At 48.5% G+C, this 17,501-nt stretch carries 14 protein-coding genes; 8 read left to right on the top strand and 6 right to left on the bottom strand.

The window, feature by feature from the left end; translation table 11 throughout:
* Positions 1-36: 36 nt before the first annotated feature.
* A complete protein-coding gene (locus tag NH568_RS18870) occupies positions 37-1,821 on the bottom strand; it encodes a methyl-accepting chemotaxis protein (RefSeq protein WP_253049779.1) in 1,785 nt (594 codons plus the stop codon).
* Between the two features lie 189 nt (positions 1,822-2,010).
* On the opposite strand from NH568_RS18870, the gene NH568_RS18865 reads away from it, so the two are divergent.
* The gene (locus tag NH568_RS18865; RefSeq protein ID WP_253049777.1) at positions 2,011-3,204 is read left to right on the top strand and encodes a porin; all 1,194 of its coding nucleotides are present in this window, start codon (positions 2,011-2,013) and stop codon (positions 3,202-3,204) included.
* Here the strand turns inward: NH568_RS18865 and NH568_RS18860 are convergent.
* Together NH568_RS18860 and NH568_RS18855 are read right to left on the bottom strand one after the other, a co-directional pair.
* Complete coding sequence (locus NH568_RS18860) at positions 3,201-3,923, bottom strand: NAD(P)-binding oxidoreductase (protein ID WP_253049775.1); 723 nt, start codon at positions 3,921-3,923, stop codon at positions 3,201-3,203. The two genes, NH568_RS18865 and NH568_RS18860, sit on opposite strands and share 4 nt — an antisense overlap.
* 127 nt (positions 3,924-4,050) lie before the next feature.
* Positions 4,051-4,614 carry a YSC84-related protein gene (locus tag NH568_RS18855; protein WP_054017039.1) on the bottom strand — a complete coding sequence of 188 codons (564 nt, stop codon included), beginning with the start codon at positions 4,612-4,614 and terminating at the stop codon, positions 4,051-4,053.
* Positions 4,615-5,380: 766 nt separating this feature from the next.
* Here NH568_RS18855 and NH568_RS18850 point away from each other — a divergent pair.
* Positions 5,381-6,232 (top strand): carboxylate/amino acid/amine transporter, encoded by an 852-nt coding sequence (locus NH568_RS18850; RefSeq protein ID WP_253049773.1) that lies wholly within the window; start codon positions 5,381-5,383, stop codon positions 6,230-6,232.
* Here the strand turns inward: NH568_RS18850 and NH568_RS18845 are convergent.
* Positions 6,229-6,684 (bottom strand): GNAT family N-acetyltransferase, encoded by a 456-nt coding sequence (locus NH568_RS18845; RefSeq protein ID WP_253049771.1) that lies wholly within the window; start codon positions 6,682-6,684, stop codon positions 6,229-6,231. The two genes, NH568_RS18850 and NH568_RS18845, sit on opposite strands and share 4 nt — an antisense overlap.
* Before the next feature lie 202 nt (positions 6,685-6,886).
* Here NH568_RS18845 and NH568_RS18840 point away from each other — a divergent pair, with 202 nt between their 5' ends.
* The 5 genes from NH568_RS18840 to NH568_RS18820 all read left to right on the top strand — a co-directional run bounded on the left by NH568_RS18840 (position 6,887) and on the right by NH568_RS18820 (position 14,092).
* Positions 6,887-8,143, top strand: coding sequence for an HlyD family efflux transporter periplasmic adaptor subunit (locus tag NH568_RS18840; RefSeq protein ID WP_253049769.1), 1,257 nt, complete (start codon positions 6,887-6,889; stop codon positions 8,141-8,143).
* Between the two features lie 34 nt (positions 8,144-8,177).
* Positions 8,178-8,885 carry an ABC transporter ATP-binding protein gene (locus tag NH568_RS18835; protein WP_054017043.1) on the top strand — a complete coding sequence of 236 codons (708 nt, stop codon included), beginning with the start codon at positions 8,178-8,180 and terminating at the stop codon, positions 8,883-8,885.
* A gap of 11 nt (positions 8,886-8,896) precedes the next feature.
* Positions 8,897-11,308 (top strand): ABC transporter permease, encoded by a 2,412-nt coding sequence (locus NH568_RS18830; protein ID WP_253049767.1) that lies wholly within the window; start codon positions 8,897-8,899, stop codon positions 11,306-11,308.
* A gap of 82 nt (positions 11,309-11,390) precedes the next feature.
* Complete coding sequence (locus NH568_RS18825; protein WP_253049765.1) at positions 11,391-12,764, top strand: sigma-54 dependent transcriptional regulator; 1,374 nt, start codon at positions 11,391-11,393, stop codon at positions 12,762-12,764.
* Entirely contained in the window at positions 12,761-14,092 is a 1,332-nt protein-coding gene (locus NH568_RS18820) for an ATP-binding protein (RefSeq protein ID WP_253049763.1), read from the top strand. The genes NH568_RS18825 and NH568_RS18820 overlap by 4 nt, the downstream gene beginning before the upstream one ends.
* Positions 14,093-14,120: 28 nt before the next feature.
* Here the strand turns inward: NH568_RS18820 and NH568_RS18815 are convergent, their stop codons facing one another.
* Both NH568_RS18815 and NH568_RS18810 read right to left on the bottom strand, forming a co-directional pair.
* On the bottom strand, positions 14,121-15,344 hold the full coding sequence (locus NH568_RS18815; protein WP_253049761.1) for a DEAD/DEAH box helicase: 1,224 nt from the start codon (positions 15,342-15,344) through the stop codon (positions 14,121-14,123).
* 76 nt (positions 15,345-15,420) lie between these two features.
* Positions 15,421-15,891 carry a GNAT family N-acetyltransferase gene (locus NH568_RS18810; protein WP_138546336.1) on the bottom strand — a complete coding sequence of 157 codons (471 nt, stop codon included), beginning with the start codon at positions 15,889-15,891 and terminating at the stop codon, positions 15,421-15,423.
* Positions 15,892-16,213: 322 nt separating this feature from the next.
* Between NH568_RS18810 and NH568_RS18805 the strand changes: the two genes are divergently transcribed.
* Positions 16,214-17,488 (top strand): aromatic amino acid transport family protein, encoded by a 1,275-nt coding sequence (locus NH568_RS18805; protein WP_253049759.1) that lies wholly within the window; start codon positions 16,214-16,216, stop codon positions 17,486-17,488.
* Positions 17,489-17,501: the final 13 nt, after the last annotated feature.

The raw sequence follows: 17,501 nt of genomic DNA, 5'->3' as shown, positions 1-17,501 counted from the left end.
GGTTATGCGACAAGTGTACAACTTGCCGCAGCCAAGCTAAAGCGTGAATTTCGACAGCAGCCCCTCTTGTTCATGAGCATGTTGTGCCAGCACCTTGCTGGACTCGTACTGACGAATCGCAAAACTCCCTACCTCTACGCTAATATCATTGATATTAGAGGTATTTTTATTAATTTCCTCAATCACCACGCTTTGTTCTTCTATGGCAGTTGCAATCTGAATATTGCGATCCATGATATCTTTGACGGCTTCGGATATCTCATTAAGCATACCCGTGGCCTGCTCTGTTTGCTCCACACAGAGCAAAGTTTTATCGCGACTGCTGCCCATCGCACTTTGGACTTGTATCGACGAGGCTTGGATCTGCTCTATCATGGACTTGATTTCGGTAGTCGATTCTTGCGTTTTGGTCGCCAGTGAGCGTACTTCATCAGCGACCACTGCAAAGCCCCGCCCTTGCTCACCAGCCCTGGCTGCTTCAATGGCGGCATTCAAGGCCAACAGGTTTGTTTGTTCTGCAATACCGTTGATGACAGACAAGATGTTTTCAATACTTTGGCTATATTCGGCCAGTTGCGTACTCATTTCGTGCGATGTGTTAATTTCGTCTGCTAACGCGCTAATTTCTCCACGGGTTTTCTGGAATACCTGCTGACCCTGCGCCGCTTTTTCATTAACGGAAGTAATGGATGTTGCCGCATTCTGCGCGCTGCCAGCTATCTCACTGGAGGTGGTGCTCATTTCGTGCATTGCCGTTGCCAGCCCCTCGATTAACTGTACTTGCTCAGTGAGCTGAGAGCTGGACTGATTAGCCAAAGTTCGTGCCTCGTCACAACTGGCAACCACCATATCAGCCCGCTGTTTCACGTCAGTTACCAAGCTATGTAATGACCCCAGAAACTGGTTAAACTCCTGCGCCACCTTACCGCATTCATCCTGGTGTTTTATACGTACACGCTGCGTCAGATCGCCGCTACCCGACGCAATGTTGGTGATCGCATCGTTGAGGTCTTTTAGTGGTCTAAGTAGCTGAATTGCTAACGCACGACTCAGAAATGCCCCTAGCAGGATCGCCACAACAGCCAGCATCAGAGTACTCATAGACAACTCTCTCAGATCACGAAACACCAGTGCTTTATCAAGCAAGACTGCCAGATACCAATCCGTGCCGTATTGCTGAGACAATGGATAAAAGTAGAGTAGCTTCGCCTCCCCTTTTACAGTCACTTCCAATAGGGTCTGCTCTGCTGATTTATGCAATTGAGGCGATAAAGCACTAAGCGGCTTGCCATTGAGCTTGGCATTTTGGTGAGAGACGATGGTCCCTTTGCTGTCTACTAAAAAGGCATAACCTGTGCCATCAAAGTTCACTGCATTGACGCTTTTGGCAATGGTATCCAGACTGAGATCGCCGCCAATGGCACCACGAAACTGGCCACCCGAATTGATAGGTGCCACCACTGAGAGCAATAACTCTCCCGTCGCGGCATCCGTATACGGGCTGGTAAACACCGTCTTGCCTTTGTCTCTGGCCAGTTTGTACCAGCCCCGCTCCCGAAAGTCGACATCCGGCGGATTTTGCCGGTTAGGATTGTTCGACCTTAAAACGGGCTCGTTGCTTAAAGTACCAAATGCCAGCAAAAATGCCTCTTTAAAATAGGGTGATTCAAGCCCCTTTTGAAATTGATCCGGACTAAAATCAGCTTCAATCTGACTTCGCAATAATCTAATCAAAGCGGCTTTCTCGGCCAGCCAGTTATCAATTCCCAGCGCCAGTAACTGTGCGGAATCACTCACATAGGCGGTGGTTTTCTTATTCATAGAAGTATTCACCAACCAATACGTGGTCGTGCTGATCACTAAGATGATCACAAAGATGAGAAGCGCCGATGCCAAAGAGAATTTGCTGCGGATTTTCATATAATTTAGGCCAATTAAAATCACCCTTTGCCAAAGTGTTGTCTATAATTCGGTTTATCGCAACTAACGCAACGAATTTGGTAATTTGCTATGAAAATCGCGATCTCTTCTGTAGCTAAAGCTATCCTGGTAGCGCTGTGTATCCCAATGTCCAGCAGCCATGCGAGCTCAGAGCGCCCTGTCACAATGGCAGATATCGAAGCTCTGGAAGCGCAACTGCGGGCATTAAAAGCACGCTTCGAGAAACAACACCCACCGACAACAGCAACGCACGTATCTGAGCCTGCTGCCAAAACCTCACAACCGACAGCGGACAAACAAAAGCCTGCTCATACATCCAAGGAAACAGCCCAGGAAGAAAAGCGTACATTAGACGTCTATGCCACAATGCGCCCGACTTACGGCCGCCTTGAAACTAATGGCGAGGACAATTGGGACGTACGCGATGCACTGTCTCACGCCGGACTCAAAGTAACGCACGAGTTCGACGAAGACTGGAGTGCTGAGTTGCATGGTGAATGGAGTATTGACGTTGCAAATGAAGGTAATTTTGGTCGCTCTCGGCGGGCCTACACTGCCTTAAATACACCCGTAGGCCGCTTTGGTATTGGCAAGCAAAGACCCGCGCAGTATTTATTCATCGCCGAATACGTTGATATCTTCAACCATGCTAACAGTCCGTTCGCCTATGATCCTGAGAGCTTGTTCTTTGTTGATAACCTAATAAGTTACCGACTCACCCCCGGACCCTTTACTTTTGTCGCAGTTGCACAGTTTAATGGAGAATCAGGCAGCAATTCTGACGATTTAATCAATGTGGGTCTGAGCTATGATGCCAACGATTTGCATGCAGCTATCACCTATCAGCAAAATGATGTTTATGCGGATGATATCCAGCTTGGAGACAATAATCTTTGGGCGACCTCACTGGCTTATCAGTTTACACCCCGCTTCTACGCAGCGGTTGCCTATCAGGACAAAAATTATGACCGACGCGCTCCGGGCGCCGATCGCAGCGGCCACACCTTTGATCTGTCATTCGCCTATCAACTGGCCAAAGCCTACAAGTTGAAAGCTGGGTATTTTGATTTTGATGACGGTTTTCGGGATTCAGATCCCGCGGCTGGCAGCTTTGATGGGTTTAACGTCACCCTGGAATGGAGCCCGATCAAGGTACTCAGGGTACACCTTGAGTACCTTAACAAGTCGTTTGTCAACGGTGATGATTTCGACTCCATTTCAATCGGTTTCCGGTACGATTACAAAACCACGATTGAGTACTAAGGCTGGCTTTGGTTGTAGAGTACGGGAGACTGACCCTGCCATTGCAGCCATAAGCCTGAGTCCAGTGCCAACTGACACATAAAGTGGGCAACATTAATACGACTGGTTTGCCCGGCGTTAAAAATGGCATCTCTTATTGGAGATGGGTGGACGTCGTAGGCACTCACCTCAGGCTCATCAATCAATGAATCTGGACGAACGACCACCCAGTCAACCCCTGTTTCGACGGCCGAGTACGCCCGCAGGGTCCGTGCGGCCGCTTCGTTGTCCGGATGAGGTGGCAGACATAATCTGAGTAATGCGACTACCGCTCGATGTGCCAAAGATGGGCGTTCATTCAGCAGCTCATTGCGACATCCGGTACTGTTCATCAAGATGAATTTTACCTGAGTGTGGGCATGATTCTTATCGATTGCCTCACACACATTACGCACAGCATCACACACCAAGCGGCGCGGCGGGCCATAAATGCCCTGAAACGTTGCCCTATGTCCCAGGCAACAAATTACCGTCTGTACGCCCGATACCAAGGCATTAAGCTCATTTGTACTGAGCTCAGCGATATCACCGACTCTGACATCCAATTGAGGGTTAGTTTTCAACCATGCCAGTTGAGTACTGCACTTTCGTACCAGCACTCTGACTGGCTCCTGCGTCGACTGCAACTGCTCAACAACCAGCTTACCCGTCGCGCCACTTGCGCCAAGTACTAAGATCATATTGCTTCCCTGGTTTTTAGTCTGCTGTCAGTGTAACGTCAGAGCGGCGAGTTAAAACCAGTACAATTGTGACAATTGGTAAGCAAATTTGTCAGCTGGCCTGAGAAGCCAGCTGAGCGTAAGCCAATCAGTTTAGTTCTTTATCTTTCCAGAACTTGGTGCCTTTGATGGTCGCCTGCAACGCCAAACCACTTTCGGTAAACGTATAGACGGTGACATCCCCATAATAAACTTCACCTTCAATGGATGCCCCTTTATCAGCAGCTCTTGCCGCCGCATCTGCGTTGCCCCCAAATGTCCAGCCCGACTCGACGAACTGTTTCATGGCCGCTTTAGTGTGAAACACCATCACGATGCGATAGTCCTTGGCACCCAGGCCAAGCCCGACTCCCCCTTCGGCCATATTCATGTAGGTTGACTTGCCCGCGATATTATCCTCCACCACGCCATAGCCTGTACCGGCAGCGACAAAAATGATGTTCAGATTCGCATTGGAAAACACCGCATAACCCGGTGCATTACTCAACTGCGCACGGATATCTGGTTTTTTACTATACAGTTTTGTCAGGGTTTCTCGTTTCATTTTATGGATTTCGGCGCGCTTTTGTGCGGCGTCGCCCGGTCCCATGGACGCACAGGCACTCAGCAACACAGATAAAACAACCGACATCAACAATGGAATTGTACGCATACCTTTTTCCTTTTACAGTTGGTACAGACAATAAAGCACTGCCTGTTGAAAAGTGTCATCTTAAGGGTAGGCAGGTTAGGCGCAGCTGAACAGAACTGACAAGCAAAAAAAAGGCCGCATAAAGCGGCCTTAACACACATCATGGGTAATCATGAAGGGATAAATGTGAAAACAAGATCATTGTAGCTCGCCCGTTATAAAATAAAATCATATTATTACGTTCTGTTAGTTCGTAATTTCCGATTGATTTAATTGTCTTGTTGATCCTTGCTCACTAAACAAGGTTACTGTAATGACAACGCCTTAAGCAACGAAGCCGTATTGCCTTTAATGGAACTGTGGGTGCACCTTTTCCTGCTGGAAGAAAACAATGGGACATCTGCAGCATAAAAACTATTTTTAGGGTTACAGGTGCAGAAAGCAGAAAGCAGAAAGCAGAAAGCAGAAAATGCTGACAAAAAAAAGGCCGCATAAAGCGGCCTTAATACACATCATGGGTAATCATGAAGGGATAAATGTGAAAACAAGATCATTGTAACCCGGTGCTTATAAAATAAAATCATATTATAACGCGCCTTTAATTCGCTATTTTCGATGATTCAATCTTTACTTGCTCAAACAAGTTGCACCGAACTTAATCAAAGTTGCGTTAAGCGGCCGGCCAACAGTCACGTAGTTTATGTTATGCTCTGTTTTCATTAGATTAGTCAACTCCTGCTGCGGTATGATCCCGTACATCTTGCTACACTGAATAACTTACCTGAATATGTATCACTTGATTTTTATCACCCTGGTGTGGGCATTTTCATTCAGCCTGATCGGCGTCTATCTGGCAGGCTCCGTTGACTTGTGGTTTGCGGCACTCAGTCGTATTGCACTGGCGACTCTGGTTTTCTTGCCGTTTATTCGTTGGCAGCAAACTGCCCGCCCCGTCATGTTCAGATTAATGGTAATAGGCGCTATCCAGATAGGTGCTATGTATGGTTTTTACTACCATGCTTTTTTATTCCTGTCCGTGCCCGAAGTACTTTTGTTTACCGTTATGACGCCGGTGTACATCACTTTGCTCAATGATTTGTTTGCAAGACGTTTCAATGCCCGCTATCTAATGGTTGCACTGCTGGCCACACTTGGCGCTGTCGTGATCCGCCTCACAACGCCTAACCCTGACTTCTGGCTGGGCTTTATCATCGTTCAGGGCGCCAACCTGTGTTTTGCACTGGGTCAGGTCCTTTACAAGCGCCTTGCTGAGCAACACACGCTGGTGCACCATCAAAGTTTTGGTTTTTTCTTTATTGGCGCGTTACTCGTATCTTTGCTGAGTTTTGCTTTGTTTGGCGATCTGAACCGGCTGCCTGCAACCTCACAGCAATGGGGGGTCCTGATTTACCTGGGCGTTATTGCATCTGCACTGGGCTATTTTATCTGGAACAAAGGTGTCACTTTGGTATCAGTCGGGGCGTTGGCGGTAATGAACAATGTATTGATCCCAGCGGGGATTCTGGTAAATATCCTGATCTGGAATCGCACTGCGGATCTGGTCTCTTTGGGACTGGGCAGTGCGATTATTTTTGCGGCCTTAGGGCTCAATCATTACTTTGATGCGCGCGTGCGTTAAAGCGCCTTACGAAACCGGATCTGAACATCCAGCAATGTGTCTGTCGACGTTGCTGGATGAGTCAGCTCCGCTATATGATAGTCATGGCTTACCAGCATCTGCATCATGGTTTTAAAGCGGTTCATCGTCTTAACTTCAATGTAACTGAAGCCCTGTTCACGGCACCAGCGCTCCTGCTCAAGCAATAGTGCGCGTGCCACTCCCTTGCCACGACAAGCTGGTATCACAGCCCCAAGCCAGCTATAAAACTGTTGCGCAGCCTGCTCATAACCGAGTTTATAGGCAACCGGCTGACCATCACAGCAGGCGATTAACGCCAGATATTTGCGCCCAGCCAGCCTCTGAAGGATATCCTCCCGAGTCTTGGGGTTTGAAAACTCAGGGATCTGCTGCTCAACCACCAGCATGTCTTCAATGCTACCCTGATGAATATGCCACTGAATTTCTCTCATAAGTTAACTCCTGTCTGTCTTGCCTGCCTCATCCCAGTTTTGGGACTGCCATCTCATTCTGACATCCCAAAAATGGGACTTAACTTCAGTGAAGTGATGTCGCACATTTACAATGTCTCAAATAAGAACATGATAATTATACACTTTATCTCTTGGCACAAAGCTTGATTATATGTGGCTAAGTTCAGACCGGAGTTTACCCATGGATATAGTTAAAAAGCAACGCAAAGCCTGGTACAAGCATAAGAGCACATTCATTGTCGCTGCACTATTTGGTTTTCTCACCCTGCTGTTCGTTATAAGCCAACAACAGTTTAGCGCGTTCAGTGTCGAACGGGGCACCCTGCTCACAGCCATAGTGCAACGCGGAGAATTCAGTATAAAAGTTGCTGCCCCCGGTACGCTGGTGCCGGAAGATATTCGCTGGGTTGCAAGTAATGTAACCGGTAAAGTTGAGCGAATACTTGTAAAGCCAGGTGCAGAAGTCAACGCCGGGGACCTGATAGTCGAATTGAGTAACCCAGAGCTAAAACAACAATTGGATGAGTTAAACTGGGAATACACGGCACTGGAGGCAGAGCTTGAGGCGCTCGCTGTCAGCCATCAATCGGAAAAGCTGGAAATGCAGGCACTATTGCTTAAAACTCAAATGCAATATGACAAAGCCAAACTGCGTCTTGATGCAGAAGAAGATTTGATCAAACAAGGCAATGCAACGGTATCCAGGTTGGACTATGAAGACTCCAAATTAACTGTTACTCAGCTTGCACAAACACTCAGGATAGATAAAAGTCGCCAGCTACAATTAGCAAAGAACCTTCAGGCCAGTTATAAAGCGCGCAGAGCACGTCTGGCAAAACTGCATAAAGCCATTGAGCAAGCGCAGTTTCAGCTAACATCCTTACAGATCACAGCCCCGCTCGATGGTATCGTTCAGGCAATGCCTCTGGAGCTTGGCCAACGAGTGGCACTAGGTCAAAACATTGCCAAGTTTGCTCACGCTGATGAGCTCATAGCAGAGTTAAAAGTGCCACAGATCCAAGCTGCAAACATAGCACTGGGTCAGTCCGTTGAGATAGACACGCGCTTTAATACTATTACGGGCAAAGTCACACGCATTGACCCCGCTGTGGTTAACGGCACCGTACAGGTAGATGTTGAGCTGCTCGGTGATTTGCCAAATGAAGCCCGACCCGACTTATCCATTGATGGGGCGATTATCATTCGTCACTTAAATGATGCCCTGTACGTGAAACGCCCGGCATTCTCACAACCTGATCAGACCATGAACATACTTAAACTGGATGCGGCGCAACAGTTTGCCAATAAAACCCAAGTACAGTTTGGCAAGGCTTCCAGTCTGGAAATAGAAATCTTAGCCGGGTTACAGGCAGGAGACACCATCATAGTGTCTGATCAGGAACAATTTGCACATCATAGCAGCATAGCGCTGCATTAGTTTACAACCCTTAAAAACAATCAGGAATCACCTCATGACAGCGCTTATTACACTGAAAAATTTGAAAAAAGTGTTCACTACAGAAGACGTTGAAACACATGCCCTAAGCGATATCAATCTAACTATAGAACAAGGCGAGTACGTATCCATATCTGGCCCATCTGGATGTGGAAAATCAACCTTACTGTCAATACTGGGCTTACTCGACAGCACCAGCTCAGGTAGCTATGAACTAAATGGTAAGCAGGTTACGGGCCTGAGCAATAAACAACGAGCTGCCATCCGCAATCAGGATATCGGCTTTGTTTTCCAGTCATTTAATCTTATCAGTGACCTGACCGTACTGGAAAACGTGGCGCTACCGCTTCGCTATCGCAAAACACTCAGCAGACAAGAACGCGAAACCATGGCGATGAATGCCCTGAAAAAAGTGGATATGGGACACAGGACTAGCCACTATCCAGGCCAGCTATCCGGCGGGCAGCAACAAAGGGTTGCGGTCGCACGAGCCATCGCCGGAGATCCGGCAATCATCCTTGCGGATGAACCAACCGGGAATCTGGACTCAAAAAATGCCGAGCTGGTTATGACGCTACTGGATAAACTGCACCACGAAGGCGCGACGATTTGTATGGTTACGCATGACCCCAGAGGCGCACAGCGTGCTGAGCGTATTATAGAAGTGTTTGACGGACGGATCATTTCTGATACCCGCGCCGCTCAAAACAGTGTCGTCGCTTAAGGATAAAGATAATGATTGAAGATATCCATTATACACTCAGACGCTTGCTCAAGGCCCCCCGATTTACAGCTCTGACCCTGTTTGTTATGACCACAGGCCTGGCATTGTGCATTTACATGTTCAGTTTTATCCAATCTACAATTCAGGCACCACTGCCCTTTAGCGGCGGCGAACGTATGGTGCGGATCACCATCAACAGCAATGGCACCATTTATGACGGGCCCTCTGTTAGACTGCATGAGTATCTGGAGCTCAAGCAACGCCTTACCACGGTAGATGCCGTCGACGCTTTTGCCATTCGCGGTGCTAACCTGAGTACAGGTGACCGGGCACTGCGCTACCGTGCTCACCTGGTTACCCCTGAGCTGTTTAGCCTCTCTGGAGGGCGCGCTGCTCTTGGTCGCTTACTCAGTGACGCAGACATGTTACCAGGCCAAGACAACGTCGTTGTATTAGGGTATGCCCTGTGGCAAGAACTATTTGCAGGTGACGCAAACGTTGTTGGCAAAACACTGACAGTCAATGGTACTGCACATACGATCATAGGCGTATCTGAGCAGGGCTACCGCTTTCCGTCGGACGCAACTCTATACTTACCATTTTCACTCTCAACTCGGGGGATCGCCCGCAAAGACTCCCCCTATGTCGCCATGTATGCCAGACTGAAGCCGGGCACTCAGCGTGCCGAACTGGCTCAGGAAGTGGCACAATACTTCAATCAACTCAGACAGGCACATCCACAGCTCAATTCCAACGTACTGGGTCATGTCTGGACTTTTCAGGATGAACTGGTCGGCAGTGGCGGGACACAAATTGTCGCGACTATGTATATCTCAGTCTTTATGATCCTGTTACTCGCATGTGTGAATGTGGGTAATCTGCTACTTTCCCGGGCACTGGAAAACACTAAAGAAACCGCAATCCGCAGTGCGCTGGGCGCTCCACGGGCCACGCTGATTAAGCAAATGTTGATAGAAAGTACATTGATCTCTGTGCTCTCTGGCACATTCGCCATACTGCTGGCGGGATGGGGAGTGGAGGTGTCAGTTGACTACTTTGCCACAGCCATGCCCATTGAAATGCCTTACTGGTGGCATGCAAATTTTACCCAAAATAGTCTGTTAGTGGCGTTTGCTATTGTCATTGCAACTGCCCTGCTCACCGGATTGCTGCCAGCTTGGCGTGCCACCAGCACGGATATCAATACTGTATTACGAGATGGCACACGAGGTGCGCAAGGCCAGAAAAATGCCCGTCTTAGTAAATTGATTGTCGCTCTGGAAGTTGCACTCTCCTGTGCCTTAATTATGGTCTCGGCGGCAATGGTTAATGGCATTGATACCATTAACCGGGCCGACTACGGTATGCGCACAACAAACTACATAACCGCAAGAATTCAGTTACCGGATCTGGGTTACGAAAGCGAAGACAGTCGGCGACAGTATTTCTCAACGCTCAGTACCCTGATACTACAACAGAGCGAAATTGATCAGGTGACGATGGCCAGTTCAATGGCACACACCTGGGGGGCGTACAATAACTTTGCTATTGAGGGACAAGACTACGGCCGTATGGCGCAATACCCGGCAGCAAACTTAAATGTGATCACGAATAATTTTTTCGAGATGCTGGATGTGACTTTACTAGCGGGACGTCGATTCAATAACCAGGACAACAAGGATGCCCCCAAGGTTGTTATCGTGACCCAATCATTTGCCAGTCAGTTTTTCCCTGCGGGCTCTGCACTGGGCAAACGGATCCGGTATGTTGAACAAGGTGATGACTGGTTTACCATCGTAGGTGTCGTCAATGACGTGATACTGGGTCAACCGACTGGTAATAATTTAATTCGCACCACAACCTTCGTACCTTTCGAGCAGATGCCACGCAGTTATATGCATCTAGCCATACAAGGCAAAGGCAAGCAGGCCAGTATTCGCCAAGCACTTGAACGCGCAGCACTCAAAGCGGACCCAAGCGTCCCCCCTTATCGTGTCATGTCCATAGAGCCTGCAGTGGCTGAACGTGTCGCCGGGATGAACTTTGTCAGTAAAGTATTCACTTTGTTTGCGCTCGCCTCTATGGTTATTGCCTTTAGCGGGATTTATGCGGTCATGGCCAATGCAATTGCACAAAAGCAACAAGAGGTCGGTGTTCGTCGTGCGTTAGGGGCCAGTGATAGCGAAATTCTGGTCCACTTTATCTGGCAAGGAAGTAAACAGTTGGGAGTTGGGCTGATGTTTGGCTTACCAGCGGGGTTTGCTCTGGTCAATCTGATGACTCAGGCCGGCCTGGCCCAGAGTCACCCCCTCATCACCCTGGGGGTGCCACTCTTAATTGCTACTGTCATCCTCGCTGCCATTATGGTTCCCGTCAGCGCTGCATTAAGGCTTGAGCCGGCCGCGGCTCTGCGTGACGAATAGCGTTACAGCGGCCCACTGTGCTTGTGGGCCGAATTCAAACACTCTACACTAACTTGGATAAATAAGAATTAAAGAAGAATCTATGTCACATATACTGATCTGCGATGATGATCGCAGCATCATTAGCGCCTTGCGTCTGTTTTTACGAAGTGAAGGCTTTGAGGTCAGCACCGCCAGCTCACCGTCAGAAGCCGAATATTTTATTAAGTCACAGCGCATTGATCTTGCACTGATCGATCTTAACTATGGTGCCGATACCACTTCAGGGCAGGAAGGTATTGTCCTGACACAGCGCCTGCATGAGCTCGACGATACCCTGGCCATCGTTTGCATGACCGGCTGGGCCAGTATTGAAATCGCCGTTGAAGTGATGAAAGCCGGTGCCGGGGATTTTGTTCAAAAGCCCTGGGAAAATGAACGGCTACACAGCATTATTGTAAACCAGCTTAAACTGCGTGCTGAGCGCCACCAGAATCAGCTCCTAAGTGCTGAAAATGCCAGCCTGAAGGCGTCTCTGGCTGACAGCCAGCCCCCTCTGATAACTCATTCTGCCGCCATGCAAAAGTTGATGGCTCAGATTGAGCAAGTTGCCAGAACAGATATAAACATACTAGTCACCGGCCCCAATGGTACCGGAAAGAGCCTGCTTGCCAGACACATTCATGCAATGAGCACTCGCAGTGAACATCGCTTTGTCTCTCTGAACATGGGTGCCGTCAGCGAGTCCCTGTTTGAATCCGAGTTATTTGGTCACGTAAAAGGCGCATTTACCGATGCAAAATCACAACGAATAGGACGGGTTGAGCTGGCGCGTGAAGGCACCTTGTTTCTAGATGAAATTGGCAATATTCCTCTATCACAGCAAGCCAAGCTATTACGCTTACTGGAAGAGCGCCAATTTGAAAGACTGGGCAGCAGTAAAACCCTGGAGGCTGATTTCAGATTGATTAGCGCCACCAACGCAGATCTCGCACACATGGTGCAGTCACAGCGTTTTCGCCAGGATCTGTTCTATCGCCTCAATACCTTTGTTATTGACCTGCCACCTTTATGCCAGAGACAGGAAGATATTCAACCTATGGCAAATGCATTTATCGAACAGGCTGCCAGGCGCTTACAAAAGCACGCGCCAGTACTCAGTCAGGAGGCCATTTTTACACTGATGACTTACCCATGGCCTGGCAACATCAGAGAGCTGGCACACACGATGGAAAGAGCAACGCTGCTGGCAGCAAATAAAATCACCACAGAACACCTGATGCTAACCCCATCACAACCACATGTTGCCCCGGCGGTGCATGACTCTGAGCCGCCAGAGGGAACACTGGACGAAATAGAAAAAAAGGTGATTGAACGCAGACTGATGGACCACAAAGGCAATGCGCTGGCCGCAGCTAAGTCCCTAGGACTAAGCCGCAGTGCATTTTATCGCCGGTTAGAGAAATATCAATTATGACAACGCGCCTGAGTTTTGAATACAAACAACTCATTTATGTTTTCTTAGCACTACTGCCCAGCTGGCTCACAGCGCTGATTTTTGTTTCTTTGAGTGATATCAGCCTGTACCTCAAAGCACTGATTATTCTGCTGCTAAGCTGTGGGATTCTGGCCTCATTATACAAAATCCATGACAAACTCAGCGAGCAATTTATCTCATTTGGTAATCTGATCGAAGCTCTCAACCATGGCGATTTTACACTGCGAGCCAAATCAGCCAACGCAACAGGCCCGCAAGCGCTACTGATAAGTCAAATTAACCAGCTTTGCGACAGCCTGGCTTCCGCCCGCTTCGACTACAAAGAACATCAACTACTGATGGCAAAGCTCCTCAAACAAGTTGATGCGGTGATCATTGCGACCGACTCTGACAGCAGAATCACCATGGCAAACCCAGCAGCTGAACGTTTGCTAGCCCAGTCGCAATCACGGCTGTGCGGGCAAACACTGACGGCTTTGCAGCTCGCACCACTTGACAGCGCCTGCAACCACGATCTGGTCACCCTGACCTTGCACCAGCAGCCAACTCGCTGGCATTTATTCAAAGACTCCTTCAGGGAACAGGCCAGACAACATACTTTGTATATTCTGTCTGATCTTGAGCTGGTGATCAGTCGACAGGAACACAAAGCATGGCAGGATTTGGTTCGAGTACTCAGCCATGAGGTTAATAATTCTTTGGCACCCATCAATAGTTTGTCTGCCACTTTAACTAAGCTGGTCAGCCAACTCTCAGCCCCCCAAGAGGACAAGCTGGATCTCCGCGAAGGACTCGCTATTATCGCCGAACGCGCAAGACGGTTACACAGCTTTATAAGTGGATACAAGGCATTGAGTCAGCTTCCTGCACCACAACGTGTGCCCTGTGTGCTAAACGAGATGTTAAATGGAGTGATCGCTTTAATCGGCCACCCCGTGCAATTCAAGGCACAGCCATTGCCGACGCTGATGTTAGATCAGACCCAGTTAGAACAGTGTTTGATCAATTTGTTTAAAAATGCCGTCGAGGCCGCCCCTGATAAGCCCATCGACTGCCAACTTTTGCACACTCACAATAGCGTGACCATACAGATACGTGATTTGGGTCCTGGTATCCAAAACCCAGACAACCTGTTTATTCCTCTTTACACCACAAAAGAACATGGAACAGGCGTGGGACTGGCCCTTGCAAGACAGATTGTACAAAACCATGGCGGGCAGTTATTGCTGTCCAATTACCAGCTATCTGAAGAGGTAAGTGGATGCCAGGTTGAGCTAAGATTACCCTTAGCTCAACCAAAAAATTAGTGTGCCGTTACTATAATTATCCGAGCAATTAACGCCGACGCTTACCACGCTGACCCAGTACGCGCTTTTTATCACGTTGACGACGAGATTTGGCTGAGTTTTGTCGCTCATTTTTAGGCTCACGGGTCAGATCAGGTTCATAACCGCTTAACCACTGAGGCGTGAGGCGCTCATCCAGCAGCACTTCGATCTCTTCCAGTAACCATTGCTCATCAATGCTGACCAATGAAATCGCTGTGCCCGCTTCTCCTGCCCTGCCAGTACGACCTATGCGGTGCACATAGTCTTCAGCCACGTAAGGTAGCTCCGCATTGATAACGTAGTTCAGTTGCTGAATATCAATACCACGCGCCGCCACATCGGTTGCAACCAGTACTCTAATTTCGCCGTCTTTAAATTGTGCAAGCGCTTTATTCCGGGCCCCCTGAGACTTATCGCCGTGGATAGACTGCGTCTTCAGACCATCCTTATTTAACTCTTTTGCGTAGTCATCAGCTTGCTTTTTGGTGCGTGTAAAAATGAGCACCTGATGCCAGTTTTTCTTTCCAATAAGGTGGGCGATCAGCTCACGTTTGCGCTCTTCATCCACCGCATAGAAGATTTGCTCGACCTTAGCTGCGGTTTGGTTCTGAGCTTCTATGCCTATTCGTTTGGGTTCTTTTAACCAGTCTTTGACCTGATTAAAAATGGCCTCATCAACCGTCGCTGAAAACAGTAAAGTTTGCCGCTCAGATGGCATCTTGCGCATAATACGGCGTATTTCACCCATAAACCCCATATCAAGCATTCGATCCGCTTCGTCGAATACCAGATATTCTATCGCTGATAACGTTAATGTGCCTTTGATCAAATGATCCAACAGCCGTCCGGGTGTGGCAACCACAATATCAGCCCCCTCTCTCAGGGCTTTCTCCTGAGGCCCGATGTTGGCTCCACCATGCAGACATACAGTTACCAAGTCACTATGAGCCGCATAAGCACTGGCATGCTGTGCCACTTGCTGAGCGAGCTCACGAGTAGGGGCCAGTACCAAAGCGCGGACACCTTTAGCCGGTTTGCTTATCAGCTGTGTCATTATAGGCAACATAAACGCCGCGGTTTTACCAGTACCCGTTTGTGCACATGCCAGCAAGTCGTGACCTGCCAAAACTAAGGGAATACTTTTTGCCTGAACAGACGTCGGCTCGATAAAGTCGAGCGCCGCAAGCCCGTCTAAAAGGGTCGGCGCAATGGCGAGAGATTCAAAGGACATAATTGTGTAAAGCTCAAAAAATTCGTCGCGGCAGTATAGCAAAAATGTGACTCAACACCCGCAAAGAAATGCGCACTTATGAAAGATGCAATTCCATATATACGCTCAACGGATCGGGCTCGTAACTGCCAAACGCCTCACATTGAATGAAGCCCAATGACGTATAGAGTCCTATGGCTTCAGTTTGCCTGATCCCAGTTTCAAGCCTGAGTATTTTGAATCCACACTGTCTGGCATACCCAATGAGTGACTGCATAATCTGTTTGGACACACCTAAACCTCGATATGGCGGCTGCACATACACCCGTTTGAGCTCCCCATAACACGCCAGTTCACCAGCCTCATCAGTTTTTGGCACCAATGCCCCACAACCCATCAGCGCTTGTTCTGTTCTGGCCCCAACAAAATAGACATCCGGAGCAGCTAGCTCATCCGCAGGGATCAGCTGGTTACTGCTTGGTGGGTACAATGTATTCATCAACGCATCTATGTCTCTCAGTAACTGCGACACTTCCGGGTGATGCGGATCAAGATTAATTATTTCCATAGCGTGATTTACCTTGCTAGCCCAATCAGATTAACTGCACGACGCATGACGGTATTTGATAACTGGGCATGATATAGAGACTAAAATACTATGTTCTGTATTATGATACTAGCTTATTTTCCGACCCTAATCGTACCTTTTAAAGTTACAAAGTCAAATGCCGTGGTGGTATCTGTCGTTGCCTCGGGCCATATGGCCAGTATTTAACCATCCCTGCTGAGTATTTGCTCACATATAGACTGAGTACCGATGAAAACATGCATATCTGCCGTATTTTTTATATCATCCGCGCGCATATAATTCTAATCATAGGACAACAAGTATGAGTAATACCCCAGAAGGGCTCTCTGCAGCAGCACTCGCTGACGGGGAGAGCCAAAGCAGTCGGGGTCGCTGGACACAGCATGACACCAACTGGGTTCTGAGCCTGTTTGGTACCGCTGTCGGCGCCGGTATTTTATTTCTGCCTATCAATATAGGTATCGGTGGGTTCTGGCCACTAATGATCATGGCAATACTGGCCTTTCCCATGACCTACCTGGCTCACCGAGGGCTGGCACGGTTCGTTCTGTCTTCCGGGCATAAAGATAGTGATTTTACCGACGTCGTTGAAGAGCATTTTGGCGCAGCATCTGGCCGCTTAATCTCACTGCTGTACTTCTTTTCAATCTTCCCAATTCTGTTGATTTACGGTGTTGGTCTGACCAACACCGTAGACAGCTTCATGGTGAATCAGCTGGAGATGGCATCGCCTCCCAGAGTGTTACTTTCCGGCTTGCTGGTTGCGGGCATGATTGCCATTATGCTGGGCGGGGAAAAGCTGTTACTACGAGCATTTGCGTTACTGGTCTACCCACTGGTTGCCATCCTGCTTATGCTGTCACTGTATCTGATCCCACACTGGCAAGCACCCGTTGTGGCAACGCCGGACATCGCCACTCTGAGTGAAACGCTGTGGTTGTCTGTGCCAATTATTGTCTTTTCATTCAGCCATGCTGCGGCCATTTCAAGCTTTGCCAATGCCCAGCGCCGTCATTATGCACACAGTGCCACACACAAAGCTGAAGCCATTCTGCGTAATACTTCCCTCATGCTGATTGTCTTCGTGCTGCTCTTTGTCTTTTCGTGTGTATTGTCACTGAGCCCCGAGCAAATGCGCGAAGCCAAAGAAGCCAACGTGTCTGTTTTATCTTATCTTGCCAATGTGTATGACAATCCGTTTATTGCCATGCTGGGTCCACTGGTCGCCTTTATTGCCATTACCTCATCCTTCCTTGGTCACTTTCTGGGGGCACGCGAGAGCTTTAACGGTCTGCTGAGCAAGCAGTCATCTTTATCTGTGGGTTTAATAGATAAACTGGGTGTGGGCCTGATGTTTATCGCCATTTGGGTATGTGCGGTAATGAACCCCAGTATTCTGGATATGATGGGTGCCATCTCAGGACCCATTATTGCCATGATCCTCTTTATCATGCCAACCATTGCCATTTTTAAGGTACCGACACTACAAAAATACCGCCACCATCTTGGCACCTATTTTATCCTGATAGTCGGCCTCTTAGCTGTCTCTGCACTGCTGTATAACATGGCGGGTTAAGCCGTAGTACTAG

It is taken from the genome of Pseudoalteromonas sp. XMcav2-N, assembly GCF_024124545.1.
Taxonomy (GTDB): Bacteria; Pseudomonadota; Gammaproteobacteria; order Enterobacterales; family Alteromonadaceae; genus Pseudoalteromonas.
The sequence above is the reverse complement of the archived record's forward strand: the minus strand, read 5'-3'. Positions and strand labels throughout refer to the sequence as shown.